At 65.7% G+C, this 26,450-nt stretch carries 29 protein-coding genes and 1 pseudogene; 23 read left to right on the top strand and 7 right to left on the bottom strand.

What is annotated here, in order from left to right:
- Positions 1 to 87 precede the first annotated feature (87 nt).
- A pseudogene (locus IPN92_15915) lies at positions 88 to 957 on the top strand (ISL3 family transposase).
- Positions 958 to 1,148: 191 nt separating this feature from the next.
- Here IPN92_15915 and IPN92_15910 read toward each other — a convergent pair.
- The 7 genes from IPN92_15910 to IPN92_15880 all read right to left on the bottom strand — a co-directional run bounded on the left by IPN92_15910 (position 1,149) and on the right by IPN92_15880 (position 5,621).
- On the bottom strand, positions 1,149 to 1,526 hold the full coding sequence (locus IPN92_15910; protein ID MBK8639678.1) for a hypothetical protein: 378 nt from the start codon (positions 1,524 to 1,526) through the stop codon (positions 1,149 to 1,151).
- Between the two features lie 88 nt (positions 1,527 to 1,614).
- Positions 1,615 to 2,514 (bottom strand): alpha/beta fold hydrolase, encoded by a 900-nt coding sequence (locus IPN92_15905; GenBank protein ID MBK8639677.1) that lies wholly within the window; start codon positions 2,512 to 2,514, stop codon positions 1,615 to 1,617.
- A 344-nt stretch (positions 2,515 to 2,858) separates the two neighbouring features.
- Complete coding sequence (locus tag IPN92_15900) at positions 2,859 to 3,509, bottom strand: peroxiredoxin (GenBank protein MBK8639676.1); 651 nt, start codon at positions 3,507 to 3,509, stop codon at positions 2,859 to 2,861.
- A 120-nt stretch (positions 3,510 to 3,629) separates the two neighbouring features.
- The gene (locus tag IPN92_15895) at positions 3,630 to 4,046 is read right to left on the bottom strand and encodes a hypothetical protein (protein MBK8639675.1); all 417 of its coding nucleotides are present in this window, start codon (positions 4,044 to 4,046) and stop codon (positions 3,630 to 3,632) included.
- Positions 4,047 to 4,305: 259 nt separating this feature from the next.
- A complete protein-coding gene (locus IPN92_15890) occupies positions 4,306 to 4,503 on the bottom strand; it encodes a DUF2892 domain-containing protein (protein MBK8639674.1) in 198 nt (65 codons plus the stop codon).
- 96 nt (positions 4,504 to 4,599) lie between these two features.
- Positions 4,600 to 5,055 (bottom strand): nitrogen fixation protein, encoded by a 456-nt coding sequence (locus IPN92_15885; protein MBK8639673.1) that lies wholly within the window; start codon positions 5,053 to 5,055, stop codon positions 4,600 to 4,602.
- Between the two features lie 119 nt (positions 5,056 to 5,174).
- A complete protein-coding gene (locus IPN92_15880) occupies positions 5,175 to 5,621 on the bottom strand; it encodes a hypothetical protein (protein MBK8639672.1) in 447 nt (148 codons plus the stop codon).
- Positions 5,622 to 5,923: 302 nt separating this feature from the next.
- On the opposite strand from IPN92_15880, the gene IPN92_15875 reads away from it, so the two are divergent.
- The 22 genes from IPN92_15875 to IPN92_15770 all read left to right on the top strand — a co-directional run bounded on the left by IPN92_15875 (position 5,924) and on the right by IPN92_15770 (position 26,421).
- Positions 5,924 to 6,403 (top strand): Na+/H+ antiporter subunit E, encoded by a 480-nt coding sequence (locus IPN92_15875; GenBank protein MBK8639671.1) that lies wholly within the window; start codon positions 5,924 to 5,926, stop codon positions 6,401 to 6,403.
- Positions 6,396 to 6,656, top strand: a complete 261-nt coding sequence (locus tag IPN92_15870; protein MBK8639670.1) for a cation:proton antiporter — start codon at positions 6,396 to 6,398, stop codon at positions 6,654 to 6,656. The genes IPN92_15875 and IPN92_15870 overlap by 8 nt, the downstream gene beginning before the upstream one ends.
- On the top strand, positions 6,656 to 7,012 hold the full coding sequence (locus IPN92_15865; GenBank protein MBK8639669.1) for a Na+/H+ antiporter subunit G: 357 nt from the start codon (positions 6,656 to 6,658) through the stop codon (positions 7,010 to 7,012). The genes IPN92_15870 and IPN92_15865 overlap by 1 nt, the downstream gene beginning before the upstream one ends.
- Complete coding sequence (locus IPN92_15860) at positions 7,009 to 7,278, top strand: DUF4040 domain-containing protein (GenBank protein ID MBK8639668.1); 270 nt, start codon at positions 7,009 to 7,011, stop codon at positions 7,276 to 7,278. The genes IPN92_15865 and IPN92_15860 overlap by 4 nt, the downstream gene beginning before the upstream one ends.
- The gene (locus IPN92_15855; protein ID MBK8639667.1) at positions 7,271 to 8,038 is read left to right on the top strand and encodes a sodium:proton antiporter; all 768 of its coding nucleotides are present in this window, start codon (positions 7,271 to 7,273) and stop codon (positions 8,036 to 8,038) included. Before IPN92_15860 ends, IPN92_15855 begins: the two co-directional genes overlap by 8 nt.
- Positions 8,038 to 8,403 carry a cation:proton antiporter subunit C gene (locus IPN92_15850; protein MBK8639666.1) on the top strand — a complete coding sequence of 122 codons (366 nt, stop codon included), beginning with the start codon at positions 8,038 to 8,040 and terminating at the stop codon, positions 8,401 to 8,403. Before IPN92_15855 ends, IPN92_15850 begins: the two co-directional genes overlap by 1 nt.
- A 70-nt stretch (positions 8,404 to 8,473) precedes the next feature.
- Complete coding sequence (locus IPN92_15845; GenBank protein ID MBK8639665.1) at positions 8,474 to 11,722, top strand: NADH-quinone oxidoreductase subunit F; 3,249 nt, start codon at positions 8,474 to 8,476, stop codon at positions 11,720 to 11,722.
- Positions 11,719 to 12,624, top strand: coding sequence for an NADH-quinone oxidoreductase subunit H (locus IPN92_15840; protein ID MBK8639664.1), 906 nt, complete (start codon positions 11,719 to 11,721; stop codon positions 12,622 to 12,624). Before IPN92_15845 ends, IPN92_15840 begins: the two co-directional genes overlap by 4 nt.
- A gap of 14 nt (positions 12,625 to 12,638) precedes the next feature.
- Complete coding sequence (gene nuoB / locus IPN92_15835; GenBank protein ID MBK8639663.1) at positions 12,639 to 13,280, top strand: NADH-quinone oxidoreductase subunit NuoB; 642 nt, start codon at positions 12,639 to 12,641, stop codon at positions 13,278 to 13,280.
- Between the two features lie 5 nt (positions 13,281 to 13,285).
- The gene (locus IPN92_15830; GenBank protein ID MBK8639662.1) at positions 13,286 to 13,864 is read left to right on the top strand and encodes an NADH-quinone oxidoreductase subunit C; all 579 of its coding nucleotides are present in this window, start codon (positions 13,286 to 13,288) and stop codon (positions 13,862 to 13,864) included.
- 1 nt (position 13,865) lies between these two features.
- Positions 13,866 to 15,041 (top strand): NADH-quinone oxidoreductase subunit D, encoded by a 1,176-nt coding sequence (locus IPN92_15825; protein ID MBK8639661.1) that lies wholly within the window; start codon positions 13,866 to 13,868, stop codon positions 15,039 to 15,041.
- Positions 15,038 to 16,837 carry an FAD-dependent oxidoreductase gene (locus tag IPN92_15820; GenBank protein MBK8639660.1) on the top strand — a complete coding sequence of 600 codons (1,800 nt, stop codon included), beginning with the start codon at positions 15,038 to 15,040 and terminating at the stop codon, positions 16,835 to 16,837. Before IPN92_15825 ends, IPN92_15820 begins: the two co-directional genes overlap by 4 nt.
- The gene (locus tag IPN92_15815; GenBank protein MBK8639659.1) at positions 16,834 to 17,337 is read left to right on the top strand and encodes a ferritin family protein; all 504 of its coding nucleotides are present in this window, start codon (positions 16,834 to 16,836) and stop codon (positions 17,335 to 17,337) included. The genes IPN92_15820 and IPN92_15815 overlap by 4 nt, the downstream gene beginning before the upstream one ends.
- A gap of 201 nt (positions 17,338 to 17,538) precedes the next feature.
- Positions 17,539 to 17,853: an ATPase gene (locus IPN92_15810; protein MBK8639658.1), complete on the top strand. Its 315-nt coding sequence runs from the start codon at positions 17,539 to 17,541 to the stop codon at positions 17,851 to 17,853.
- Between the two features lie 57 nt (positions 17,854 to 17,910).
- Positions 17,911 to 18,975, top strand: a complete 1,065-nt coding sequence (locus IPN92_15805) for a V-type ATPase subunit (protein ID MBK8639657.1) — start codon at positions 17,911 to 17,913, stop codon at positions 18,973 to 18,975.
- Positions 18,976 to 19,032: 57 nt separating this feature from the next.
- A complete protein-coding gene (locus IPN92_15800) occupies positions 19,033 to 20,934 on the top strand; it encodes an ATPase (GenBank protein MBK8639656.1) in 1,902 nt (633 codons plus the stop codon).
- Between the two features lie 97 nt (positions 20,935 to 21,031).
- Positions 21,032 to 21,481 carry an ATPase gene (locus IPN92_15795; protein MBK8639655.1) on the top strand — a complete coding sequence of 150 codons (450 nt, stop codon included), beginning with the start codon at positions 21,032 to 21,034 and terminating at the stop codon, positions 21,479 to 21,481.
- Positions 21,482 to 21,500: 19 nt separating this feature from the next.
- Positions 21,501 to 21,845, top strand: coding sequence for an ATPase (locus IPN92_15790; protein MBK8639654.1), 345 nt, complete (start codon positions 21,501 to 21,503; stop codon positions 21,843 to 21,845).
- 85 nt (positions 21,846 to 21,930) lie between these two features.
- Positions 21,931 to 22,572, top strand: coding sequence for an ATPase (locus IPN92_15785; protein ID MBK8639653.1), 642 nt, complete (start codon positions 21,931 to 21,933; stop codon positions 22,570 to 22,572).
- A 4-nt stretch (positions 22,573 to 22,576) separates the two neighbouring features.
- Positions 22,577 to 24,382, top strand: a complete 1,806-nt coding sequence (locus IPN92_15780) for a V-type ATP synthase subunit A (protein MBK8639652.1) — start codon at positions 22,577 to 22,579, stop codon at positions 24,380 to 24,382.
- Positions 24,383 to 24,396: 14 nt separating this feature from the next.
- Positions 24,397 to 25,776, top strand: coding sequence for a V-type ATP synthase subunit B (locus IPN92_15775; protein MBK8639651.1), 1,380 nt, complete (start codon positions 24,397 to 24,399; stop codon positions 25,774 to 25,776).
- Positions 25,777 to 25,797: 21 nt separating this feature from the next.
- A complete protein-coding gene (locus IPN92_15770; GenBank protein ID MBK8639650.1) occupies positions 25,798 to 26,421 on the top strand; it encodes a V-type ATP synthase subunit D in 624 nt (207 codons plus the stop codon).
- The last annotated feature ends 29 nt before the right edge of the window (positions 26,422 to 26,450 follow it).

Below are 26,450 nucleotides of genomic sequence, written 5' to 3'. Positions count from 1 at the left end.
GCAAGACCGGCGACCGGGGAGCGGCGGTCCGGCGGCGAGGCCTTTTCCTACTGCCCATTTTGTCGGCCGTCGCGCCGGGGGTACCCCCTGACTTCGTCCGCGCTGGTCACCGTGGCCCTCGGTCTGCAGCCGCCGTGGAAGGTGGCCGAGGTGGCCTTCGATCCCCGGGCCGGGCGCATCGACTTTGGGGTCGGCTTCGCCGCGGGGAGCCGCTTCGTCTGCCCGCACTGTGGGGCCGAGCACCAGCCAGTGCACGACACCCAGGAGCGGGAGTGGCGGCATCTGAACGTCTTCCCGTACCCGGCGCACCTCCGCGCCAAGGTCCCGCGGGTGCGCGGCGCGGCCTGCGGCAAGACCGCCCAGGAGGTGCGCCACGTCTGCATCGACCTGTCCGCCCGCTCCCGTGCGGGGATCGCCGAGACCCTGCCCTGGGCCGATGTCACCTTCGACGAGTTTCACGTCATCCAACGGGTCAACCAGGCCGTCGACGAGGTCCGCCGCCAGGAGGCGAAGTCCACCCCTGAACTCAAGCGCACCCGCTACCTGTGGCTGAAGGACAAGCACGCCTGGACCGGGCGGCAGATCGTGCAGTTCGCCGATCGGCGGCAGCTCAACCTCCAGACCCACCGCGCCTTCCAAATCAAGGAGGCCCTGCGCGAGATCTTCCGCACCGCCAGCAGCACCGCAGCGGCCGAGCCGCTGCTCGATGGCTGGTATAGCTGGGCCCGGCGCTGCCGGCTCGAGCCGATGAAGCAGGTCGCCAAGACCCTCAAGGACCACTGGACCGGCATCCTCAATGCCTTCGACTCCAAGCTCACCAACGGCCGCGTGGAGGCGATCAACTCGCTGATCCAGGCCGCCAAGGCCAAGGCGCGCGGCTACGGCACCGTCAAGCACCTGATCACCATCTCCTACCTCGTCGCCGGCAAGCTCACCCACTTGCCGGCATCCCCCTTCAACCGCAAAGCGTGTGCCACCCCGGCCGCAGGAGACCATGAAGTCTGTCACCTCGCCCACACCAAACGAAAGAGAGCCGCAAAAACCCGCGCCATCCGGCGCGGGTTTTGGTTCTTAGCCAGCCTGGGAATCCGCACCCCCCCAAAACGTCACGCGTCAGGGGCGGCCGCGGGATGGCCCCAGTATGGCGATTAGTTGAATTCGACGGCGCGGAAGGCGTAGAAAAGACCGGAATGGCCTTCACCCGTCCAGGCCAGGTATTCCTTGAATTGGTCTTCCATGGCCTGGTTGGGAAATCGACCCGACAGGGAGCCCTGACCTTCCGGGAAATCGCGGACGACCGGCTCGAAGGCGGCCAGGCGGCTCAGACCCTCGGTCTTGGTCCAGGCCAGATAGTCGTTGAAAGCATCTTCCATCGCCTGGGAGGGGAAGAGGCCCGTGGCGGAGACTTCGCCATTGAGGGCGGGTTCCAGTTGCCGGGCGCTGGCGTCGTCCAGGGCGGCGGCTTGAGTATTAGCGCTGGCGAGCAAAAGGGCGAAACCGCCGGCGATGAAGGTAGATCTGAGCATTTGAGGCTCTCCCAAGAAGTTGCGTCAAGTTAGGTATATTATCATCTGCTAATATACAAATGTCAATCCCTAGCTTGACGCTCAGAAATCACCTTGCCAACCGAAGCAAGTCCCCGCAACCGCGAATCCCCGCCTGACCCCGACGCACCCCGTCCAGAAAATCCAGCAGTTCTGGGATGTACCGATCGATCCGGTCCACCGAATCATGGCCCGCGCCCGTCACCTCTAGCAAGCGAGCCCCGGGGGCGCGAAAGTTGGCCAGGATGCGGCGCGCGTCCGCCACCGGCACGATACGGTCGTCCTGGCCATGGACCAGTAAGATCGGGCAGTCGATATGGCGGACGGTATTGATGGGGGCGATGACGTCGAACCGATGGCCGATGACCCATTCCACATAGCGGATCACCAGGCGGATGACGAAGGCCGGCGGATGCAGAGGGCGCAGATAGTGCTCGGTGACCTCGGCGGGATGGGCGAAGGCGGCGATGCTAATGACGGCGGCGATGGCCGGATTGCGCGAGGTCTCGAGCAAGGCCGCACCGGCGCCGACCGAGTGGCCCAGAACGGCGATGCGCGCGGCGCGGCGCGGGTGATGGTGCCTGAGCCAGGCGATGGCCATGCCGAGGTCCTCGGCAAAGCGCGGCAGGGAGGAAAAGGTGTCCCCGTCGCTATCGCCGTGGTTGCGGGCGTCGCACAGCAGGATATTCAGGCCACCTCGCCGCAGGGGCGCGGCCAGGGGCAGCAAATGTTCCGCGTTGCTCCCCCAGCCATGCAAGAGGACCAGGGTACCTTGGGCACCCGGCGCCGGCAGCAGCCAGCCAAACAAGGTCCGGCCGCGCACCGTGGGAATGCGGACCTCCTCGAAGGCGAGGCCAAAATCAGCGGGGGACCCCTGCTCGCGCACCCGCGGGGCACGAAAGCCCAGATGCACGCCCACCGGGATCGCGACGATAGCCACCAGGAGCATCAAGCCAAGCATCTCGATCATAAACTGGGGTTCCCGCTGGGGAATGACGTATCACCCGCACAGCATCAAGGCTTGCCTGGGCACGACGGAGGCGGGAGCCCAACATCCCTGTCAGGTACCCGATAAAGGTGAGGAAAAGACCCTGGATTCGTGGGCGAACTCATGACGTTGCCCAGCGTGGCAAGGCTCAGGCCAGCCAGGCCCGGCCAGCCCCACGGGTCACGCCTAACTTTCCTTGGCGGGACCCTTGAAGGGACTTTTAGTCACGGTTCAAAAATAACCGGCACAGTCTTAAATCGGGTCGGGTTGGCCCGGCGTAACCCGACTACGGCTTAGCCTTGTACCACCTGTTTTTGAACCCTTCCTTAGAGGGTTTTAGTGCAGTAGTACCAATCGGTACACTCGTAACCTTCGTTCATGCGTGTCTCGGCGGCCTCTGCGGTACCCGGTGGCGGCACAATGACTTTGTCCCCCGGCTGCCAGTTCTCCGGCGTGGCCACCTTATTCTGGTCCGAGGTCTGCATCGCCTTGACTAGGCCCACGAATTCATCAATGGATCGGCCATTGCTCATGGGGTAGTAGACCATGGCGCGCAGGATGCTCTGTGGGTCAATGATGAAGGTGGCCCGCACCGCCGAGGTGTCGCTGGCGCCGGGCTGAATCATGCCATAGGCCTTGGCCACCTGCATGGACAGGTCGGCGATGATGGGGAAGCGGATCTCGACGCCAAACTTCTCTTTGATATTGCGCTCCCAGGCGATGTGGGAGTAGGTGCTGTCGATGGATAGACCCAAGAGTTCACAGCCGATGGCCTGGAAATCGGCATGGCGCTTGGCAAAGGCGATGAATTCGGTGGTACATACCGGAGTGAAGTCGGCCGGATGGGAAAAAAGCACCAACCACTTGCCCTTGTAGTCCTCCAGGGTCTTAACCCCATGAGTGGTAGGGGCACTGAAGGCCGGGGCTGGCTCATTCAAGCGGGGCAGGACGGGGTTGTTGGCGACGGAGGTATCCATGATTGAAACCTCTTTGGTCATTGATTGGTTACATTCTGGACGGAATTAGCCCAGAGGTGCGGGGGACCCCGGACCTCTTCCGGGGTCCCGGGGTGGTTAGAAGGGTCATTGGCCAGACAATCAGAAGGTAAAGACCTTGCGATTGGGCTCCAGTAGGGCACGGCCCATCTCGGCGGGTTTGGCTGGGATGATGCCTTCCTTGAGATCCTCCGGCTTGTGACCGGTGTTCGGCAGATAGAGGGCACAAACCGAGGCAGTGGCACCCTTCTTGATGGCACCGTCCAGCAACTGCGCCGGGGTGACGTTATTGGGCTTGAGGGGCTCGCCCCCGGCATCCTTCAGCGCCAGATCCCCGGCCTGATCGCACAAGAGGATGCTGACCTGCGCGCCCTGCTCCTGCATCTGATTAGCGAGCACCAGGGCGATACCCTGGGTCATGGTGTCATCCTCGGTAAGCACCAGGGTCACCGGCTGGCTCTCCGCCAGGGCCAGGCCCGAGCCCAGGGTGAGAGCCATGGCAATAAGAGACTTCTTCACAATGCCGTACTCCTCGGAGGGAAAGTTAAGTGGGGTTAACAGCCCTGGCCGACACCGCGCAGATGACCATTGCAGGGACAATAGCCATGGGACCGGATACCACTTGGAGAACCTGGCTCCGATCAAGATCCGCGGTCGCGGGTTGGGTATGCAGCATCATGACGGCCAGCACGAGACCGGTAATGAGAGTGGACTTGAACATCGGATTCTCGAAGGGGTTAAGGGTGACCAGGGCCCGGCCGCGGCCGGGACTTACCTCTTAGTTCTTGGTCGGGCAGGTCTTGATGCCAAGCAGGGTGTAGGCCGGGCACCAGCCGAGGGCGGCGGTCGCCAGGGGGACGACACCAATCCAGCCCCAGACGCCAATGATGCCGGTCAGAGTCAGGCCGATCAGGAGCAGGCCAACGATGGCGCGCAGGGCGCGGTCAATGGTGCCAGTGTTCTTGGTGAAATTCATGTGGGTTATCTCCATGCGAGGGTTTGTGAGGGGCCCCTTGGCCAGGGACTCGAGTTGGGTTGAAATTAAAATGGATTTACCCGATGGTGGATGGGGTCACGCACTCTTGGGCTGAACAAGCACGGCAGGCTGGCCCCGTCCCGCCAGGCGAACCTGGCCGAGATTCCGACCCTGGTTATGACCCGGTGCGTGCTCGTCATCATGCTCGTGGTCGTGCGGCAGCCCGGGGGCAAGGGCCACCCCAGCCGCCACCCGGGAGGCGGCCTGCACCGGATCGGATTCACTGGTCACAAACACCCGGATGCCATGTCGGCTCAGACGTTGCACGAACCCCTGGCCCGCCCCCTGGGTGATCAGGGATTCAAGCCCGGCAAGAAAGAGCGGATGATCCTCGCCGTGGTAAGCGTGCAGAGACATCTCCGCCGGCAGGTCGATCCGTTCCACCTCGGTTGGCAGGCACTGGCTGTCCGTCTCATAAACCAGAAAGCGGCGGGTTTTGCCGGCATGGCCCGTGATGGTTTTGAAGTTTTGGCTGGTAATCGCGATACGCATCCTTCAATTGGCCTTGGCTAGGGTTTCTGAAAATTCATCCGACGGAGTTTAAGCGCCGGATAGCTATTTAATGGATGGGGGTGGAGTCCGACGGATCAAGGTCACCATCCCCCTGGCCCTCAGGGCGTAGCCTCCTCGATATCGGTCTGCTGGACCTGGATGCCATGGTCCGCAAGCCAACCGACATCCAGCATCCAGCGGACCAGGCGCACGTCCGGCTGCTTCTGAACCAATTCCATGGCCCCTTTCTGAGCGTCAATGAGGCGCTGCTGCGCGGCGACCATGCGGGGGTCCTCCTGGGCCAGATTCGCCAACTCCGGGTAAAGAATGGGCAGAAAGCGGACAGCCGGGAAGGCGAAGGACCGCGGGGTCGAGAGGATGGCAACCCCATCGCTGAACTCAACCACCCGAAAGGCATAGGGGTAAGCGGCCACTACCGACTCTGCCTCCAGAAGCTCATTCAGTTCCCAAACCCGGGGTGCCCAGAGGGAATAGAGCCAGAAGAGGACCAGGGCCAGCGCCAGGGACGCCAGGCCGATGCTGTAGTTACGCGTAAAAGTATCCATCGGTGATGGGCCTCTCGGGAGTTCGTCAAGGACAGGGGCCGAAGCGGCCCGGCCCATTCCCGAGCAAAATTATAGGAAGTAGCCCCCGGTGTCATTGCGCAATCGCAAAGGCAACGCTTGCCTTGCAATCTTCACGCAAAGGTAACGAAAGAATATTAGCATTAGCTAAAATATTGAGGCGGTGGCACACTGGCCAGTCTTTTTAATGCGGCCCCGTGCCCTCCCCGTCACTCTCCACGCCCCTGGTTTACCTGGCGACGGTCGGTGACAGCCTCTTCTCCCCTTTTGGCCCCAATCGACTCATGGTCCCGCTGTTCTTCATCCTGCTCACCCTTTGGTTGATGCTCAATGCCTCCCTGGCCCCGGATGTCCTCATACTGGGCCTGGTGGCGGCGCTGGTGATCGCTAGCCTGTTCCGCGGCAGCCTATCCCCCTTGACTGAGTTCAGGGCCACCCCGGCGGCCTTGCGGGCGGCCCCCCTCTACCTGCTGTACTTCCTGAAGGAACTGGTCCGCTCCAACCTGCGCCTGGCCACCCTGGTCCTGTCGCCTTCACTGCCCCTGAATCCCGGCATCGTCAAGGTGCGCACCCGGCTGAAAAGCCACATGGGGCGCCTGCTGCTCGCCAGTTCGATCACCCTGACACCGGGGACCCTGACGGTGGAACTCCAGGACGAGTGGCTCTACGTCCATTGGGTGCGGGTGGATCACGACGACATCGAAGGGGCCACGGCCAGCATCGTCGCCGGTTTCGAGCGCTATCTGGAGGTCATGTATGGTTGAGTTCCTCCTGGCCCTGGCGGCCGGCCTGGCCGGGGTCGCCTTCCTGCTGGCCCTCTGGCGTTTTTTCCAGGGCCCCACGGCGGCGGACCGAGTGGTGGCCTTCGACGTCCTGACCATCATCGCCATCACCGGCATCCTGCTGACCACTCTGGTCGAGGGCCGCGGCATCTACCTCGATGTAGCCCTCATCTATGCCCTCCTCTCCTTCCTGGGGGTGATCGTGGTCGCCCGTTACCTGGAGGGAGGACTCTGATGGACGCGAGCCTCTTTCCCATCACGCCGCTCAATCTGCTCGGCGGCCTGCTGCTGGTAGCCGGTGCCGCCTTCCTGCTCCTCGGCGGCCTCGGGCTGGTCCGGATGCCCGACGTCTTCAACCGCATCCAGGCCGGCACCAAGGCCACCACCCTGGGCACCCTCCTGAGCCTGGCCGGCATCGGCTGCCTGCGCCCCGAATGGGGCCTCAAGCTGTTGCTCATCGGGCTCTTCATCCTCTTTACCAACCCCCTCTCGTCCCAGATCCTGGCCCGCGCGGCACACCGGGTCGGCCTGAAAAAATCGCCCCTTACCCGGGTGGACCGACTGGCGGAAGACACCGGGGAGGCCTCATGAGCGACCTGACCCTGATCCTGGCCGGCCTGCTGGGCCTGGCGATGATCGTCGCCGCCCTGGTAGCCATCGGCGGCCGGTCCCTGCCTATTGCCATCCTGGCCTCGAGCCTGGTAAGCCTCTTCGCCTCGGTGCTCTTCCTGATCCTGGCGGCCCCGGACGTCGCCATGACCGAGGCCGCCATCGGCAGCGGCCTGACTACCTTCCTCTTCTTCTTCGTGCTGGGCCGGTTGCGGCGCGGCGGACCCGAGGTTGACGACCATGATTAAGCGTCTGGCCGCCCTGCTGCTGCTCGCCGTCCTGGGTGCCCTCTTCGCCAACCTGCTGGTGGGTTACATCCCGGACCCGGCCCTGAATCCGACCGCTCTCTACTACGCCGAGCGCACCGCCCAGGACCTGGGGGCCGCCAACCTGGTGACCGCCATCGTCATCAGCTACCGCGGCCTGGATACCCTGGGGGAGGTCACGGTGCTCTTCCTGACGGCGGCCATCGTCGGCCTGGTCCTGGCGGGACCCGGGGCGCGGCAGGGGTCGAAACAACAGCCGGACGAGGGGGCGGAGCCCGGGGCAAAGGACCGGCCGGGCGCGGCTAACCCGGGCCAGCGGGGCGCTCCGGTCCCGGTGGGCGAACTGCTGACCACCGGTAGCCAACTGCTGACACCCATGATCCTGCTGCTGGGGGTCTATGTTTTCGCCAACGGCCATCTGACACCGGGCGGCGGCTTCCAGGGCGGCGCCATCCTCGCCTCGGCGACCCTGCTCCTGCTGCTGGCCGCGCCCCTCAAGCGCTTCAGCCACCGCCTGATTACGGGTCTGGAGGCCCTCTCCGGCCTGCTCTTCGTCGGCATCGGCCTCCTGGGCCTGGTCCTGGCCGGGGGCTTTCTCGACAACCGCATCCTGCCCCTGGGCACGCTGGGGGATCTCTTTTCCGCCGGGGCCATCCCCCTCATCTCGGCCCTGATCGGGCTCAAGGTCGGCGCGGAATTCTCCTCCATCCTCGCCAGCTTGTCCGAGACGGAGGAATCCTGATGCCGGATCTTGCCCAGATCGCCCTGACCACGGGTTTCCTGCTGATTCTGATCGGCTTTTACGGCGCCCTGACCCAGCCCAACCTGCTGCGCATCATCGTCGCCTTCACCCTCGCCAGCACCGGGGTCAATATCCTCATCGTCGCCGTGGGCTACCTGCGCGGACGCACGGCGCCCATCCTCGACGCCACCCTGACCGCCAGCGAGGCCGCCGCCCGGGTCATAGACCCCTTGCCCCAAGCCCTGGTACTCACCGCCATCGTCATCGGCCTGGGCACCACGGCCCTGATGCTCGCCTACGCCTACCAGCTCTTCGCCAAGCGGCGCACCCTGGATATCGCCAAGTTCACGGACCTGAAATGGTAAACCCCTATCCTGTTCGACACGGCGGCCCGGGAACGGCGAGCCGCATCCCGACCCTCGCCCCGATGCCGACATGCTAAGCCCCATCTTCTTCATCGCGACCGCCCTGGGCGCCGCCTTCCTCCTGGGTCTGCTCGGCCCCCGGCGGCCTTTTGCCGCCTGGGCGATCAGCCTTGCCACCCTGGGTTTCATGGCCTGGTTGGCCGCGATCTGGCTGCTGGCCCTGGTGACCGGGCAGACCGGCCCGGCGGAGATCCTCACCGCCGGCGCCCCGCCCCCTTTTGCCATCAACCTGCGGCTCGGCCTGCCCGAAGCCGCCCTGATCCTGATCGTCAACCTGACTGGCCTGCTTTCGGCCCTGTATCTAAAGGCTGAACTGCTGGCGCAAGGTCACCGGGCCATGGCGGTGCTGCTGGTGGCGATCATGGCCATGAACGGCATCATCCTCACCCGCGACCTCTTCAATCTCTTCGTCTTCATGGAACTGATCGCCATTGCCACCGCCGGCCTCATCCTGCTGTCGGACGACGAGCGGGCCCTGGCGGCGGGCTTCAAGTACCTGCTGGTGGCCCAGTTCGTCTCCGTCCTGCTGCTGATCGGGATCATCTTTGCCTACCACGCCAGCGGCACTCTCAACCTGGATGGCCTAGCCGGAGCCGCTTCCGCACTGGGCGTTGGGAGCGCCTGGGTCATGCAGGCCGGCGGGGGCATCGCCTTCCTGCTGATGTTCATCGCCCTGGTGGTCGAGCTGAAGCCCTTCCCGGCCAACGGCTGGGCCCTGGACATTTACGAAGCGGCCCACCCCGCCTTCTCGGCCATTTTCGCCGCAGCCAGCGGCACCGCCGCCCTCTTCGCGGTGGATAAGCTGCTCGTCATCGGCGGGGCGGAGTGGTTGCCGGTGACCACGGGCATCGGCATCCTCACCTTCCTCGCCGCCAACCTCCTGGCCCTGCCCCAAAGCCAGGACCGCCGCCTGCTGGGTTATTCCTCGGTTGCCCAGACCGGCCTGGTGCTGGTGATCATCGGCCAGCGCGACATCCTCGGCGACCGCTATTTCTTCATCGCCTGCGGCGTCCTGGCCGCCCACGCGATAGCCAAGGCGGGGTTCTATTGGCTCTCCGGGCTGATCCCGGGACGGGATCTTGCCGACTGGGCCATTCTGCGCGGCCGGCCGCTCTTCATCCTGGCCTTTGTCAGCTTCCTCGCCCTGCTCACCGGCCTGCCGCCCTTCCCCGGCTTCTACGCCAAGTGGGAACTGGTCCACCTGCTCGCCGCCCAGGACCGGCTGGCCCTGCTGAGCCTGATCCTCTTCGGCACCCTGATCGAGGCTGGCTACCTGTTCCGGTGGTTCGGCTATGCCATCAAACGCCCATTCCCGGTCGCGGAAGCGGCGACGATCAAGGCCGCCTATCGCAGAGAGCCCCTGCCGATGGAGGTCCCGGGGGCTTATGCCGCGGCGGCAACGGCGGGCTCGGCGGCCCTCGCCTGCCCATTCCATAAGCTGATCCCCATCCTCGCCGCCCTGGCCGCCGCCTGGGGCCTGGGCTATCTCTGGGGGGAACTGTCCGGTCAAAATCAACTGCTATTCACCTGGCCCCTGGCCTTCGCGCTTCTCTTCCTGGGACTGGAATGGCTGCCGGCCTGGATCAAGAACTCCCTGGCCATCGCCGGCCTGCTGGCCTTCTTTGCCGCCACCTACGACCTGTACGACCCCCTGCGCCTCATCTTCGCCATCATCTTCCTGGTGGGCGGAGCCGTGACCCTGCTCGCCAGCTACGATGCCCAGGGCCGGCGGCCCGGCTTCTACCCCTCGGCCCTGCTGATGTACGCCGGCCTGGCGATCCTCCTCCTCGCCGAGGACAGCTTTGAGTTCTTCGCCGCCTGGGAACTGCTGACCCTAGGCTCCTATTTCCTCATCCTGCGCGGTAAGGCCTCGGAGCCCCATGCCCTGTCCTACCTCCTCTTCTCCCTGGGTGGCGCCTTCCTCATCCTGACGGGCTTCGCCCTGGCGGCCCAGGGGGGCCCAGGGCTGGAACTGGCCGCCCTTGCCCAGGTGCCCGCGCCCCTCTCGGGCTGGGTCTTCGCCCTGCTGGCCATTGGTTTCATGACCAAGACCGCCGCCCTGGGGCTGCACATCTGGCTCCCCGGCGCCCATGCCGAGGCGGAGACGGACGTATCCCCCATGGTCTCGGGCATCCTGCTCAAGGCCGGCCTCTTCGGGCTCTTCATCCTGCTCATGACCATGGGCAAGCAGCAGCTTTATGGCGTCGAGCTGACCCATCTGCTGCTCTGGATCGGCGCCGGCACCGCCCTGATCGGCAACCTGCTGGCCGTCTTCCAGGAGGACGCCAAGCGCCTGCTCGCCTACTCCTCCATCGGCCAGATGGGCTATGCCATGTTCGGCCTGGGCCTGATGAACCACCTGGGCTGGCTCATGGCCCTGATGTTCGTCGTCAACCACTACATCTACAAGTCCATGCTCTTCCTCTCGGTGGGCGGCGTGGCCAAGCGCACCGGCACCCGCGACATGTACCGCATGGGCGGCCTCATCACCCTCATGCCCCTGTCCTTCATCGCCGTCCTCATCGGCATCATCGCCATCTCGGGGGTGCCGCCCCTGTCCGGTTTCGGCGGGCGCTGGATCTTTTACAATGCCATCCTTGACACCGAGGTCCGACTGCCGCTGGTGATCCTCTTCCTCGCCGGCCCTATCGCCTTCCTCTATCTCTTCCGGCTCATCCACACCATCTTCCTCGGCCAACTGAAGGACGAGCACCGGCGCGTCCGGGAGGCCCCCTTCTGGATCATCCTGCCGCAGATGCTGTTCGTCGCCCTGCTCATGGCCTTCGCCCTCTTCCCGGGCCTGGCCCTGCGCCGGGTCGATGCCTACATCGGCCAGTTCTTCCCTAACGGCGGCCTGGACTGGGAGGGCCTGGTCATCTCCAGCCACTACGGCTACTGGAACCCGGTCGCCATCATGATCATCATCGGCGTCATCTTTACGACGGTCTTCGCCTGGCTGCTGTTCGTCAACCGCCGCGCTCAGAAGGTCAAGCAGTTCAATATCGCCTTCGCCGCCGAGCGTCCCTTCCGGCCGGAGACCACCCACTTCGCCTGGAACTTTTTCGCCCCCTACCGTAAGGCCCTGGGCTTCCTCACCCTGCCCCTGGCTACCCGTTTCTGGGAGACCCTCACCGACCTGCTGCACACCGCGGGCGATCTGGGGCGACGCCTCTATACCGGCAACGGCCAGACCTATGCCTTTCACTTTCTGGCCTTCGCCGTCATGGTCCTGCTGTGGGGCCTGGGGGTCCAGCCATGACCTTCGACTGGATGAAGATTCCCTATTCCCTCTTGACGCTGTTCATCGTCTTCAACTACGGCCTGCTGCTGAATGCCCTGATCGCCAAGATCGCCGCCCGGGTCGGGCGCCGCCACGGCATCCCCATCTGGCAGAACTACGTGGATCTGATCAAGAACTACGGGCTGCGCACCTCCATCAGTCACGGCGTCCACTTCTACCTGGGGCCGGTCTTCCGACTGACGGGGGGCATCGGCCTCGTCCTCTTCGTGCCGACCCTGTATGGCAACGAGATGTTCGCCAACCTGTCCTTCGCCGGCGACCTCATCCTGGCCCTCTATTTCGTCTTCTTCGGCACCCTGGGCATGGCCCTGGGCGCCGGCGAGAGCGGCCACCCCTATGCCGCCATTGGCGTCAGTCGTGGCCTGTCCCAGGTCACCGCCTCCGAGCTGCCCTTCGGCCTGGCAGTCTTCGCCGTGGCCCTCCAATACCAGACCCTGTCGGTGACCGAAATCGTCGCCGCCCAGCAGGGCGGCTTCCTGAACTGGACCCTCTTCACCAATCCCCTGGCGGTGGCGGCGGCCATGCTGTCCTTCCTCGGCTCCATGATGCGCCCGCCCTTCGACCTGGTGCTGGCGCCCCAGGAGATCCCCATCGGTCCGCCGACGGAGTACCACTCCTCCTACCTGGCCCTGATGCAGACCAACCGGGCCATCTTCCCCATCGCCAAGATCATCATTTATATGAACTTGTTCTTCGGTGGGGCGACGAGCTGGCCGGTCTTCTTCCTCAAGGTCTTTTTGATTTACATGGTCTCGGTCCTGGTCGGCGTCGTCTTCCCGCGCTTTCGGGTCGAGCAGTCGATCCGCTGGTTCCTGGTCTGGGCGGTGCCGCTGGGCGTGTTGGGGGTCTTGTGGGTATGAAGGAGATGACATCATTGAAGCCGGAACTGCAAAAGCGCCTGGTCAAGGGCCCGGACGGGGTTGAATTCGAGGTCGAGCCCCTGCGGGACTACTACTGCGAGGCCCTGCCCGAGGTCCAGCGCCCGGCCTACCTCCAGATCATCGAGGACCTCTTCAACTGGGCCAGGTCCGAATCCATCTGGATCCTCGGCTTCGGCACCGGCTGCGGGGCCATTGAGATGCGCCCCCTCATGACACCGCGCTTCGACGCCTACCGCTACGGCATCCAGTGGCGACCCACCCCGCGGCAGGCCAACCTCTTCGTCATCTCCGGCTACCTGTCGGTCAAGACCCTCAAGCGCGTCATCCGCTCCTACGAGCAGATGCAGAACCCCAAGTACGTGGTGGGCCTGGGTTCCTGCACCATCAACGGCGGCATGTACTTCGATTCCTACAACACCATCAAGCGGCTGGACCAGTATCTGCCGGTGGACCTCTACATCACCGGTTGCATGCCCAGGCCCGAGGCCCTGCTCGCCGGCTTCCTGGACCTCAAGGGGCTCATCCGCGCCGGCAAGGCCGAGGGCGCCAACCAGTACGCGAAAAATTTTGCCTGGTACAAGGCCAATCAGAAGCAGGTCATCCAGGATTGGGACATGCCGGACTACAACTGGTAAGCATGATGCGGAATGGTTTTACCGAGATTCACGGGCACCTGAGCGCCCTCTTCGCCGCCGGCGACCTGATCGCGCAGCGGCCGGACCTGGCCTTTGTCGAGCTAGGGCCCGCACATCTGCGCCCGGCCCTCTTGCACCTGCGGGACCGGGAAGGCTTCCGCCACCTGGTCCTGCTCACCGCCGTGGACTGGCTGGAGGCGGGGCAGTTCCAGCTCACCTACCTGCTCTGCAACCGCGCCGCGCGCCTGGACCTGGGCCTGCGGGTGCGCATCCCCCGGGACCCGGCCAGAATGGAAAGTATCCACGATCTCTGGCCCACCGCCGCCACCTATCAGCGGGAACTGAGGGAGATGTTCGGTATCGACTTCCCCGGCAGCCCCCGTCTCCACGAGGACTTCATCCTGGAGGGCTGGCACGAAATTCCACCCTACCGGCGCGATTTCGACACCCTGGAATACGCCCAAAAGACCTTTGCCCAGCGCCCCGGCCGCGAGACCCTGGACCCGGCGACCCACATGCAACAGCAACTCTACCCGCCGGCGCTTCCCCGCGCCGAGCCGCCCGCCACGGGAGGCAAAGGCTGACATGGGCCTCACTCCCGACCGTAGCCAGTATCCCGCCACCCGCCCGGATGGCAGCCTCGACATCGACCTGAGCTCGGGCAAGTACCTCAAGCTCTGGCAGGGCCCCCAGCATCCCGGCATCACCGGCAACATGGCGGTGGAACTCACCGTCTGCGGTGACGAGGTCGTGGAGGGCCGAGTCCACGTGGGCTACCTGCACCGCGGCTTCGAGAAGCTGATGGAGCGGCGCACTTTCATCCAGTGCTTCCCCATCGTCTGCCGCATCTGCGTCCCCGAGCCGGACTTCAACGAATACTGCTATGCCGCCGCCGTGGAGGAACTGGCGGGCATCCAGGTCCCGGAAACGGCGAACTGGATCCGCACCCTCATCCTCGAGATGGGCCGCATCAACAGCTACCTCATGTACCTGGGCGGCCAGGCCGGCGCCCTGGGCCTGGGGGTGATCGGCCAGTGGACCACCTATGGCCGTGACCTGATGCTCGACCGCTTCGAGGAGCTGACCGGTGCCCGCATCTACCACATGTTCATCCTCCCCGGCGGGGTCCGCGATGGCCTGCCGGAGGGCTTCGAGCCGCGCATGGCCGAGACCCTGCGGGAGATCGAAGGCATCCTCCATGACGTCCAGGAGACGATGTTCCACAACGCCGTCTTCAAACGGCGCACCGTTGGCCAGGGGATCATCGACCCCGCCTGGCTGGACCCCTACGGCGTCACCGGCCCCAACGCCCGCGCCGCCGGCGTCCCCCGGGACGTGCGCAGGGACTTCCCCTACCTGGTCTATCCCCAACTGGATTTCGAGCCGGTAACGGGCCAGGACTCGGATATCTTCACCCGCGCCGAGGTGCGCCGCCGGGATCTGCTGCTGTCCATCGACCTGATCCGCCAGATCCTGGCCCGCATGCCCCGCCAGGGCCCCTTCATGGCCAGCATCCCCAGCGTCCTGCACTGGAAGATCGCACCCGGTGAAACCTATGTCCGTGGCGAATGCTCCAGGGGGGAGTACGGCTATTACCTGGTCACCGACGGCAGCGGCTACCCGCGCCGGGTGAACGTGCGTGGCCCCTCCTACACCCACGCCATGGCCCTGCTGGAGCGCATGATCGTCAACTGCAATATCGCCGACGTGGCGGCCCTCATGGTCTCCCTGCACACCTATCCGCCGGAGATCGAGCGATGAGCGTCCGCGACGTCCTCTCCCCCTTCACCGCCTGGAAGAACCTCTTCCGCGATCCGGTGACCATCCGCGACCCGCTCCGGGACCGCCCCGGCGCCCCCCGTTATCGCGGCTTCCACCAGAATGACCTGGAGAAATGTATCGGCTGCGGGACCTGCGAGGCCATTTGCCAGAACGCCGCCATCGACATGGTGCCGGTGGCGGGCATCGAGACCCGCCTAGGCGACTCGGGCCTGCGCCCCCGCATCGACTATGGCCGTTGCTGCTGGTGTGCCCTCTGCGTTGATGTCTGCATGACCCAATCGCTGTCCATGTCCAACAGCTACACCTGGGTGGACGGGGACCCGGACGCCTTCCGTTTCACCCCGGGCCTGGACACCCATTCCTGGGATCGGGAGGCCCTGGGCTACCACCGCCCCGCCGGCCACCGGCTCACCGCCGCGAGCCGCATCCCGATGGAGGAGCTGGCGCCCGAGGTACGGATCGACTCCTTCGCCGAGATCGTCCAGGGCTACGACCTCGAAGCAGCGCGCCAGGAGGCCGATCGCTGCGTCTCCTGCGGCCTCTGCATCGCCACCTGCCCCACCCACATGGCGATCCCGGACTACATCGCCGCCGTGCGTGATGGGGACTACGAACGCGGGGTGCGCCTGCTCTACGAGACCAATCCTTTCTCGGCGGTCTGCGGCCGGGTCTGCACCCACAAGTGCGAGACCAGTTGCGCCGCCCGCCACGAGGGCGACCCCATCGCCATCCGCTGGCTCAAACGCCACCTCCTGGACCAGGTGACCCCGGAGCGGGTGCGTGCCATCGTTGGCGGTCCGGGCCCGGCCACCGGCCACCGGATCGCCATCGTCGGCGCCGGTCCGGCGGGACTCACCGCCGCCTTCGACCTGGCCCGCCAGGGCCATGGGGTCACCGTCTTCGAGGCCCAGGGTCAACCCGGCGGCATGACCCGCTGGGGCATCCCCGAGTACCGCCTGCCCTACGCCGCCATCGACCGCGACATCGACATCATCCGCTCGGTGGGGGTGGAGATCCGCTGCAACTGCCGCGTCGGCGGTGATCTCACCCTGGCGGACCTGCGCGGGCAATACGATATCGTGCTGCTGGCCCTGGGCCTGCACCTGGGCCGGGCCACCCGCATCCCCGGCAGCGACCACCCGGACGTGCGCAAGGCCGTGGACCTGCTGCGCCAGGCCACCGCCGGCGTGGACTTTGGCACCCCGCGTCAGGCCCTGGTCATCGGCGGCGGCAACGTCGCCATGGACATGGCCCGCACCCTGGCGCGCCTGCAGCGGCGGGCCTACGGCGAGGTCCGGGTCATCGTCACCGCCCTGGAGGACCTTGAGCATTTCCTGGCCGACCCGGAGGAAATCCGCGAGGCGGGCGAGGAAGGCATCCGGATCCTGGCCGCCCGCGGTCCCCGGGAGGTCATGATCCAGGACGGACGGGTAACGGGCCTCAAGACCTGGCGGGTCAAGGCCATCTTTGATGACCAGGGCCGCTTCGCCCCCACCTACGATGCGTCCGACGAGCAGTGCCACCCCGCCGAGATGCTAGTGGAGGCCATCGGCCAGATGACCGATACTAGCCTACTAGGCGATGATCTCACTGAGTGCCTCGCCTGGCAGCGCGGCCGCCTCCAGACAGATGACGGCGGCCGCACCAGCGAGGACTGGCTCTGGGCCACCGGTGACATGGTGCGCGGTCCGGACGTGGTCACCGCCGTGGCCGACGGCCACCGGGTCGCCGCCAGCATCCATTCCGCCCTCCGTGAACGGGAGACCCCCAGATGACCGAAGGCACCCACGACATCCAACTCCTGCGCGGCAAGACCAGCCTGGGCGAAATACTGGCGGTAGCGACCTCCTTCGAGGCCTCGGCCCGCGACTTTTACACCGACCTCATCCCCAAGGTCAGCAAGCGCATCCGTTACCTGGTCGAGGAGCTGGCCGCCGAGGAACAGGCCCACCATGCCCTCTTCCGCGACCTGGCGGAGCGCCACGACCTGGCCGAGCAGATCCAGGCCGAGGTCCAGCGCACCGCCAGCGACAGCCAATTCTCCGACTGCATCCACCTCCCCGACCTGGGCGAAAACCCCGACGACCAGGCGGTCCTCCAATACGCCATGGGCCGCGAGCACGCCGCCATGCTGCACTATGCCGAACTCGCCGAGACCACCCCCGTGGGCCCCATCCGCGACCTCTTCCGCTACCTCACCAGCGAAGAGACCCGGCACAAGCTCGCCCTGGAGAAGCTCTACTACGAGACCATCCATCGCGGCGGCGGGGTCTGACCGAGGCCCCCCGGCATTCCCCCCCCCCGCTGGATCGCGACGGGGCCCCGCTCCCTACCCTGGCCTGGCGGTTGGCGATCGATAATTATCATTCCTCCTGGGAAATATTGACCTGGCGCAAGAAAATTCCTGCTTGGGCGAAAGAGTCCTTGAGGAACAGGTAATATAATCTACTACTAATTTTCTACGGGAGGCGCCACCTTGGACGACACCCTCAAACGACTTCTAGAAGCCGAGATGCGTGCCGAGGGCTTGGCGCAGCAGGCGGAGGAAGAGGCTGAGCGGCTGGTTCAGGCGGCGGTGGCCGAGGCCAAGGCTCAGGAAGAGCGGTTCCGCGCCCGTATTCCGGACCTGCACAAGGGCTACATCCAGAAATCCGAGGAGCGCGCCGAGCAGACGATCGCCGAACTCAAGCGCCGCTATGACGAGCGCCATGTCCAGCTCCGCAATATGGCGGAGGAACGGGAGGAGGACGCCCTGGTGGCGGCCTTCGACCTCCTCCTGGCGGCGGACTGAAGGTGGACTGAATCTGGATTCCCCCGACAGACCTCCTGAATCAGTCACGCCTCGGACATGAAACACTCGGCGCACCAGGCCTACCTCAACACGCGCGTCTCGGCGATGGCGACGCGCCTCTTTACCCCTGGCACCCTCGCGACCCTGGCCCATCGCCCACTGGAAGAACTGGCGAAGATCTTCGGGCTGACGGCGGCCTTGGACAGTCAACTCCCGGTCAAGACCCGCAGCCGGGCGGTGGAGCAGGCCTTGATCAAGACCCTGCTCTCGGAATTGCGCATCCTGATCCTGCCCATGTCGGCGATCGAGCGGACCCTGGTCCTCGACTGGGGTCGTCACTATGCCCTGTCCAATCTCAAGACCCTCATCCGCGGCAAACTCTTCGACCTGGATCGCAAGGAGATCGCCGCCAACCTCTACGAACTCCCGCCTAACCTGCGGCTACCCCAACAGGACCAGCTTTTCCAGGCCGAGAATGTGCTCGAACTGCTGCGCCAGTTGGAGGGAGGACCCTACAGCATCATTGCCCGCCAGGCCCGGGAGGTCTATGAGCGCAAGCACGAACCCTTTGCCCTGGAGGCGGCCATCGACCAGCGATATCTGACCGGTCTGGTCCGCGAGATCGCCCCCTTCGAGGACACGGGTGCCCATTCCCTGCGTCATCTGATCGGGGCCGTCCTCGACCGGGTGGATATCCTCTGGCTGCTGCGCTTTCGATTCTCCTACCAGCTCTCGCCCAGCGAGACCTTCTTCCAGTTGGTCCCCTCCCTGGGCCGGATGCACCGCGACCGCCTGCTGGCCCTGGTCAATCTGGGAACCTTCGCCCAGGTGCTGACGGCCCTGCCGGCGCCACTGGATGCCAAGCTCGCCGGGAGCCTGGACCTGGTGGACGTCCAGCGGCGCCTGAACGCCCATGTCCGCGAGGAGACCCGGCAAGTCATCAGCCGCGGTCATTCAGGCGTGGCCCGCGCCCTGGCCTATCTGATCCAGCGGGAACAGGACCTGCTCGCCCTCTTCTCCCTGTTCCAGGGACGGCTGCTCGAACTCCCCACGGAGCTGGTGGAGATCGCCATCGAGGTGGCGAATCCCCGTTGCCCCATGAAAACCGGCAGGGCGGCCTGAGCCATGGACACCGTCACCCTGTCCCCCACCCGGCACCCAAGCCAGGGGTAAAAGCGGATGTTGCGGCCAACCCCCATGAAGCACGTCCGCATCCTGGTCCTGGGCGAGGAGCTGCCCCAGGCCTCCCTGACCCTGGCGGAGCTGGAGAGCTTCCACGCCGACGCCCGTACGCCGGAACATGACGACCTCGATGGCCAGCCCGGCCTCCCCTACCGCGACACCTGGCGGCAAGCCAGTTCCCGCCTGGAAAAGGTCACCAAGCTGATCCCCCTCCCGACCGAGGGCGCGCCGCTCAACCCCCGCGTCATCCCCGAGGACGAGTTGGTGCAGACCAATAACTGGCTGGGCGGTGTCTGGGAGGAGACCTCCCACTACGAGGAGCAATTCCGCGCTATCGAAGACGAGGATCGCCTGATCCGGGAACAGCAGTCGGCCCTGAGCAATTTCGAGGACCTCAATATCGACCTGGGGATGCTACGCAGCAAGACGCGCTTCCTGGATTTCTACGTGGGCGTCGTCCCCTACGCCAACCTGCGCCAACTCGAAGGGGCGGTGGGCCTGGCGGATCACCTGCTCTTTCAGTACATGGTGACCGGCGATGATGCCCATGTCGTCATCGTCGGCCCCAGCGGGGAGAAGGAGGCCCAACTCGAATCCGTGCTACGCAGCGCCGGCTTCCGTCACCTGCCCATCCCCCCGGAGCTGGACCACGAGCCCCAGGTAATGCGCGCCGAGCTGGCCCGCCGCCGCGAGGCCACCGCCGCCCAACGCCAGGCCCTGAGCCAACGGCTGGCGGACTGGTCGGCCGGTCTCCTGGAACGCCTGATCGCCAGTCGGGAGATACTGCGTCTGGCGGAGCCCCTGGTCCAGCTTGATGCCGCCATCCACGGCCGCGGCGCCCTGGCCCAGCTCACGGGCTGGGTCCCGGCGGCCGCAGTGAAGAAACTGGAGCAGCGGCTGCGCGAGACCCTAAGCCTGCCCTTCGCCCTTACCAGCCGCGACCCCCTGCCAGAGGAAAGGCCCCTGGTGCCGACGGTGCCGACTCGCAAGCGCCTCCTGGCCCCCTTTGCCCTGCTGGTCCATCAATATGGCATCCCCCGTTACGGCGAGGTCGATCCCACCCCCCTGTTCGCGGCCACCTTCCTCCTCATGTTCGGGACCATGTTCGGCGATGTGGGCCAGGGCGCCGTCATCGCCGGGCTGGCCTGGTATTTTCGCGCCAAACTGGGACGCTTCTACCTCTTTGGGGTCCTGGCGGGGGCCTCGTCCATGATTTTCGGTTTCCTCTTCGGCAGCGTCTTCGGCTTCGAGCACTGGCTGCCGGCCCTCTGGATGTCGCCCCTGCACGACCCCTTACTCATGCTGCGACTGGCTCTGGGCTGGGGCGTCCTCTTCATCGCCCTGGCCTGCGTCCTGGCCATCTACAATCGCGCCGTGATCGGCAACTGGCTGGGGGCCCTCTTCGGCCAGCATGGCCTGGTCAACCTCATCTTCTACCTGGCCCTGGCCTGGGGCGGACTGGGTATCGGCCAGGGGCAAGGCTTCGGTACGGGCCCGCTCCTGCTGATCCTCCTCTCCCTGGGCGCCCTGGCCTGGCACGGCTGGGGCCACCTGGATGCCCCCATCGCGGAGAAGGTGCTGGTAGTCTTCATCGAAACGCTGGAGACCATCGTCGGCTATGTCTCCAACACCCTCTCCTTCCTGCGCGTGGCGGCCTTCAGCCTCAACCACGCGGCCCTAGCCCTGGCCGTCTTTACCCTCGCCGGCATGATGGGACCCTTCGGCCATGGCGTGACCCTGGTATTGGGCAATGTCTTCATGATCGTCCTGGAAGGTGGCATCGTCCTGATCCAGGTGCTCCGTCTGGAGTTCTACGAGGGGTTCGCGCGCTATTTCTCCGGCGATGGCCATGCCTTCACTCCGCTGCGGCTGGGGCCTGCCCCGGGGGAAAAGCCATGAAGCGAGCCCCGACACCCCTATCCCGCCTCGTCAGGTTCGGACCCGGTGTCCTTAACCCTTTTCGCCCTAACCCGCCCTAGCAACACAGGAGTTCATCATGTACTGGCTCGTCGGCCTCATGTCCTTCGCCATCCTCGGCCTCATCCTCGGCGGCCTGGTCCTTGAGTTCCGCCCCGCCCTCGCCGGCCGCATTCGACCCTGGTACCAACCGGCCATGGGCGCTCAACTCCTGACCTTCGTGGTCGCCCAACTGGGCTTGCTGGTGCTGGGCATCAACGATGCCTTCGCCCAGACCGGTGAGGTGGTGGCTGTGGTCAACGAGATCTCCACGGGCATGGGCCTGGCCATCATCGGCGCCGGCATCCCCACCGCCCTTTCGACCATCGGCGCCGGCATCGCGGTGGGGCCCATCGGCGCCGCCTCCCTGGCCGCCATCACGGAGAAGCCAGAGAATCTGGGCCGGACCCTTATCTACCTGGGTCTGGCGGAGGGTATCGCCATCTACGGCCTGGTGGTCAGCATCCTGCTGCTGAACAAGATCCCTTAGTCGCCGGGGAATCAGGCCCATGGCCAGCGAGACGAACACCGGACAGGTCACCCGCATGCTCTTCCTGGGCGACGAGAGCCTCGCGGACGGCTTCCGCATGATCGGCTTCGAGACGCACCCAGACCCGAGCCACGAAGAGGTGGACCAGGTCTTCCAGGACCTGATCCGCCGCGGCGACAAGGCCTTCGCCATCGTGGAGGAGACCCTGATGCGGGCCAAAATTCCGGGCCTGGAACGGGTGCGCGCCGAGGGCGGACGTATCATCGTGACCGCCGTGCCGCGCCTGAAGGGGCCTCATCGCCTGGCCAGCGACGTGGCTGATCGACTCGACGCCATGTTCGGCAAGGCTGTGGGGGCGAAATGATCGACCCATCCCCGGATGGTCCGCCACGGCCAGGCCCAACCCTTTTTGGTATTGCACCCCTAGCCAAGCTTGCACGGGATTCATCGTGAACCAGGTAGAAGAACTCGAACGGGCCCTCCTCGCTCGCGCCGAACGACTCGCCAGCGCTTACCGGGAAATGACCCAGCGCAGCCGCGACACCATCCTGCGCGAGGCGGCGGAGCGCCTCCGGCTGCGCGAGCAACGCGAGGAATCCATTGCCCGCTCCCTAGGCGAACGGGCCTTCCGCCAGCAGGTCCAGGCCAGCGAACTGCGGATGCAGAGCCAGCTCGACCGGGTGCGCTGGAATCTAGTGACGGACGTGGAGGGCCGACTGCGGGAGCGGTTGCAAGCCTATATGACGGACGAGGCGGCCTACCAACTGACCCTGGAGCACTATCTGATTCAGGCCGCGGCGGCGATCGAGGCCGAGGAACTGGTGGTCGAGGTGAATGCCCGGGACCGCCAGCGCCTGGCCCCCGAATGGGAGGCCCTCGCCCACCGCCTCGCGCCGGACAAGCAGCTACGCCTGGCGGAGCACCCTATCCCTTGCCTGGGCGGCGCGCGCGTCGCGAGCGCGGACAACCGCATCCGGGTCGACAACACCTTCGAGGGCCGACTGGAACGGCTGCGCGCCAGGATCCAGCAGGTCATCCTGGAGCGGCTGCTGCCTGGCGGCCTCGACACCGGCAACCTCTTCGGCGGCTGACATCATGAGCGAATCCACCCGCACCGGCTATATCCGCGAGATCAATGGCCCCATCGTCACCATCGTCCTGCCCGGCGTCCGCAATGGCGAGCAGGTCCGTATCGGCGAACTGGGGCTATTCGGGGAGGTCATTTCCTTGCGCGGCCAGGAGGCCGTCGTCCAGACCTACGAATCCACCGACGGCGTGCGCCCCGGCGAACCCGCCACGGGTCTGGGCTGGCCCCTGTCGGTGGAACTGGGCCCCGGGCTGCTCGGCGGCATTTTTGACGGTGTCCAGCGCCCCCTGGAAAAGATTGCCCTCCTGTCGGGCGATTACATCAACCGCGGCCTGAACATAGCGGCCCTGGACCGCGCCCGGATCTGGGAATTCGAACCCAATCCCAAGCTGGAGCCAGGCCACAAGATAGGCCCTGGCACCGTGCTGGGCACGGTCCAGGAGACCCAAACCATTCTGCACCGCATCCTGGTGCCCCCGACCCTGAGCGGCGAACTGGAGGAGATCGCCCCCGCCGGGGACTACGACCTGGAAAAGACCATCGGCCGGCTGCGTGACGCCCAGGGCCATAGCCATCGCCTCAAGCTCTTCCACCGCTGGCCGGTGCGCAAGCCCCGCCCCTATCTGCGGCGCGATGACGGCATTGCCCCCCTCATCACGGGCCAGCGCGTGATCGACAGCTTCTTCCCCCAGCTCAAGGGCGGCAAGGGGGCGGTGCCCGGCCCCTTCGGCGCCGGCAAGACGGTGGTCCAGCAGCAGGTGGCCCGCTGGTCCAACGCCGACATCGTCATCTATGTCGGCTGCGGCGAGCGCGGCAACGAACTGGTGGACGTGCTGGAGACCTTCCCCCAACTCGACGACCCCTACTCCGGCCGCAAGCTGATGGAGCGAACCCTGCTGGTGGCCAACACCTCCAACATGCCGGTGGTGGCGCGGGAGGCCTCGGTCTATGTCGGCATCACCATGGCCGAGTATTACCGCGACATGGGCTACGACGTAGTCATGCTGGCGGACTCCACCAGCCGTTGGGCCGAGGCCCTGCGCGAGGTCTCGGGCCGACTCGGCCAGATGCCGGTGGAGGAAGGCTACCCGGCCTACCTCGCCTCGCGCCTGGCCGCCGTTTACGAGCGCGCCGGCCGGGTCGAGACCCACGGCGCGGGCTCCGGCTCCGTGACCCTGATCGGCGCCGTCTCGCCCCCGGGCGGCGACTTCTCCGAGCCGGTCACCAGCCACACCAAGGACATCATCGAGACCTTCTGGGCCCTGTCCAAGGAGCTGGCGGACGCCCGCCACTATCCCAGCATTGATTGGGTGACCAGCTTCTCCGGCCACGTCCACACCGCCGCGGAGTGGTGGCACAAGGAGATCAGCCGCGACTGGGAGCGCCGCCGCACCGAGGCCCTGGCCTTGCTGGCGCGGGACGCCGAGCTGTCGCGCATCGTCAACCTGGTGGGTCCCGAGGCACTGTCCTCCGCCCAGCGCTGGGAGTTGGAGGGGGCAGCCCTCATCAAGGAGGGCGTGCTCCAGCAGAGCGCCCTCGACGAAGTGGACACCTTCTGCTCGCCGCGCAAGCAGTTCGCCCTGCTCGACCTGGTGATCTTTATCTTCAAGAGCGGCGCCAGCCTGATAGAACTGGGCGTGCCGGTGCAGGAGCTGCAGCAATTGCCCCTCATGGCCCGGGCACGGCGCTGCAAGTCCATGTTCAATAGCGAGCAGGTGGACCAGATTGAGGCCCTGCGGGAAGAGGTCGGACGCGTCTTCGAGAGGATGCGCCTGGAATACGCCAAGCCCGACGAGGCCGCCACCAACGCATAGGCTGGGAATTCGCCATGAGCATCAAAGAATACCGCACCGCCGCCGAGGCCCGCGGCGGCCTGCTGGTCATGAAACGCACCCCGGGGGTCGCCTTTGGCGACCGGGTCCTGATCCGGGATCACGCCGGCACCCGACGCAATGGCCAGGTCATTCGCGCCGCCGACGACGAGACCCTGATCCTGGTCTTCGAGGGCACGGATGACCTGGACCTGGAGTCCACCTGGGTGCGCTTCCTGGACGAACCGGTGGAGATCGCCCTCTCGCCGGAGCTCCTCGGCCGGGTCTTCAACGGCCTTGGGGAACCCAAGGATGACCGGCCGCCGATCCTGTCCAATATCCGCCGCCCGGTCACCGGCGCCGCCATCAATCCGGCGGCGCGCACCTATCCGCGCGAGTTCATCCAGACCGGCATCTCCACCATCGATGGGCTTAACAGTCTGGTGCGGGGCCAGAAGCTGCCGATCTTCTCGGGCTCGGGCCTGCCCCACAACCGCCTGGCCGCCCAGATCGTCCGCCAGGCCCGCCTGAAGGACGAGGACACCAGCTTCTCCATCGTCTTCGCCGCCATGGGCGTCTCCTACGCCGACGCCAAATTCTTCCGCGACGAGTTCGCCAGTTCCGGCGTGCTGCGCAACGTGGTGATGTTCATCAACCTGGCGGACGACCCGCCGGTGGAGCGCCTGACCCTGCCCCGCACCGCCCTCACCGCCGCCGAATACCTGGCCTACGACCTCGACCGCCACGTCCTAGTAGTCATGACCGACATGACCTACTACGCCGAGGCCTTGCGCGAGGTCGCCACCGCCAAGGGCGATGTGCCGGCGCGCAAGGGCTATCCCGGCTATCTCTATTCCGACCTCGCCGAGATCTACGAGCGCTGTGGCCGCATCCACCAGCGCCACGGCTCCATCACCATGATGCCGGTGGTTTCCATGCCCTCGGACGACATCACCCACCCCATCCCGGACCTGACGGGCTACATCACCGAGGGCCAAATCGTGCTGTCCCGGGAGTTGCACAACCAGGGCATCTACCCGCCGGTGCACATCTCGCCGAGCCTGTCGCGCCTCATGAAGGATGGCATCGGCAAGGACGACACCCGCGAGGACCACCCCCGGGTCGCCGCCCAGCTCTACGCCCTCTACGCCCGCGCCCTGGAGACCCGCAACCTGGCCTCCATCATCGGCGCCGATGAGCTATCGGAGCGCGACAAACGCTTCCTGCGCTTCGCCGATGCCTTCGACCAGCGCTTCGTCGGCCAGGGGGAGGCCGAGGACCGCTCCATCGAGGCCACCCTCAACCTATCCTGGGAACTCATGTCCAGCTTCCCGCGCGATATGCTGACCCGCCTGAGCGAAACCGACCTGGCCAAATACCACCAGGGCTCCGATTGATGGTCGGACGGACGGACTGACATGGCCCAACAATTCATCAAGGTCCCGCCGACCAAGAACACCCTGCTCAAGCTCAAAAAGCAGGTCAGGTTCCTGGAGGAGGGCCACGACCTGCTCGAACGTAAGCGCGAGCTGCTGACCCGCCTGGTCTATGAGCGCATCGGCGAGTACCGGCGGCTGCGCCAGGAGGCGGAGGCCAGCGTGGCGGAGGCTTACCGTTGCCTGTCCATCACCCATCTGCGCATGGGCAGTCGCGGCATCAATCAGGCTGCCCTGGGCTCCGAGCTGGCCCTGCGGGTCGATATCCTGCCGCGGCGCAGCCTGGGGGTGGAGTATCCGGCGGTCTCCGCCGAGCGCCTCCCCCTCAAGCCCGTGGGCCTGCTGGGCACCGACGCCAGTTTCGACAACACCCGCGCCAACCTGGCGGACCTGGCCGTCACCCTGGCCCGCCTCGGGGAGGTGGAGATTGCCCTCCACCGCCTGATGGAGGAGCAGCGCAAGGCCCAAAAGCGTGTCAACGCCCTCAAATACAACATCATCCCCCTCTACCGCCGCACCATCCATTTCATCCAGTCCTCCCTGGAAGAGGAGGAGCGCAACACCCTGTTTCAGGTCAAGCGGTTGCGGGAAAGGGCCCAGGGCTGAACCAGACCCAGGGCCTATGCCCCGCGGCT

This window comes from Chromatiaceae bacterium (assembly GCA_016714645.1).
Lineage (GTDB): Bacteria > Pseudomonadota > Gammaproteobacteria > Chromatiales > Chromatiaceae > M0108.
This window is presented reverse-complemented; position numbering and strand designations above follow the sequence as displayed.

Coding starts and splice junctions, on each gene's coding strand:
- IPN92_15910 (MBK8639678.1), bottom strand. CDS start 1,526: ATGCTCAGATCTACCTTCATCGCCGGCGGTTTCGCCCTTTTGCTCGCC.
- IPN92_15905 (MBK8639677.1), bottom strand. CDS start 2,514: ATGATCGAGATGCTTGGCTTGATGCTCCTGGTGGCTATCGTCGCGATC.
- IPN92_15900 (MBK8639676.1), bottom strand. CDS start 3,509: ATGGATACCTCCGTCGCCAACAACCCCGTCCTGCCCCGCTTGAATGAG.
- IPN92_15890 (MBK8639674.1), bottom strand. CDS start 4,503: ATGAATTTCACCAAGAACACTGGCACCATTGACCGCGCCCTGCGCGCC.
- IPN92_15885 (MBK8639673.1), bottom strand. CDS start 5,055: ATGCGTATCGCGATTACCAGCCAAAACTTCAAAACCATCACGGGCCAT.
- IPN92_15880 (MBK8639672.1), bottom strand. CDS start 5,621: ATGGATACTTTTACGCGTAACTACAGCATCGGCCTGGCGTCCCTGGCG.
- IPN92_15875 (MBK8639671.1), top strand. CDS start 5,924: ATGGTCCCGCTGTTCTTCATCCTGCTCACCCTTTGGTTGATGCTCAAT.
- IPN92_15870 (MBK8639670.1), top strand. CDS start 6,396: ATGGTTGAGTTCCTCCTGGCCCTGGCGGCCGGCCTGGCCGGGGTCGCC.
- IPN92_15865 (MBK8639669.1), top strand. CDS start 6,656: ATGGACGCGAGCCTCTTTCCCATCACGCCGCTCAATCTGCTCGGCGGC.
- IPN92_15860 (MBK8639668.1), top strand. CDS start 7,009: ATGAGCGACCTGACCCTGATCCTGGCCGGCCTGCTGGGCCTGGCGATG.
- IPN92_15855 (MBK8639667.1), top strand. CDS start 7,271: ATGATTAAGCGTCTGGCCGCCCTGCTGCTGCTCGCCGTCCTGGGTGCC.
- IPN92_15850 (MBK8639666.1), top strand. CDS start 8,038: ATGCCGGATCTTGCCCAGATCGCCCTGACCACGGGTTTCCTGCTGATT.
- IPN92_15845 (MBK8639665.1), top strand. CDS start 8,474: ATGCTAAGCCCCATCTTCTTCATCGCGACCGCCCTGGGCGCCGCCTTC.
- IPN92_15840 (MBK8639664.1), top strand. CDS start 11,719: ATGACCTTCGACTGGATGAAGATTCCCTATTCCCTCTTGACGCTGTTC.
- IPN92_15830 (MBK8639662.1), top strand. CDS start 13,286: ATGCGGAATGGTTTTACCGAGATTCACGGGCACCTGAGCGCCCTCTTC.
- IPN92_15825 (MBK8639661.1), top strand. CDS start 13,866: ATGGGCCTCACTCCCGACCGTAGCCAGTATCCCGCCACCCGCCCGGAT.
- IPN92_15820 (MBK8639660.1), top strand. CDS start 15,038: ATGAGCGTCCGCGACGTCCTCTCCCCCTTCACCGCCTGGAAGAACCTC.
- IPN92_15815 (MBK8639659.1), top strand. CDS start 16,834: ATGACCGAAGGCACCCACGACATCCAACTCCTGCGCGGCAAGACCAGC.
- IPN92_15805 (MBK8639657.1), top strand. CDS start 17,911: ATGAAACACTCGGCGCACCAGGCCTACCTCAACACGCGCGTCTCGGCG.
- IPN92_15800 (MBK8639656.1), top strand. CDS start 19,033: ATGTTGCGGCCAACCCCCATGAAGCACGTCCGCATCCTGGTCCTGGGC.
- IPN92_15795 (MBK8639655.1), top strand. CDS start 21,032: ATGTACTGGCTCGTCGGCCTCATGTCCTTCGCCATCCTCGGCCTCATC.
- IPN92_15790 (MBK8639654.1), top strand. CDS start 21,501: ATGGCCAGCGAGACGAACACCGGACAGGTCACCCGCATGCTCTTCCTG.
- IPN92_15780 (MBK8639652.1), top strand. CDS start 22,577: ATGAGCGAATCCACCCGCACCGGCTATATCCGCGAGATCAATGGCCCC.
- IPN92_15775 (MBK8639651.1), top strand. CDS start 24,397: ATGAGCATCAAAGAATACCGCACCGCCGCCGAGGCCCGCGGCGGCCTG.
- IPN92_15770 (MBK8639650.1), top strand. CDS start 25,798: ATGGCCCAACAATTCATCAAGGTCCCGCCGACCAAGAACACCCTGCTC.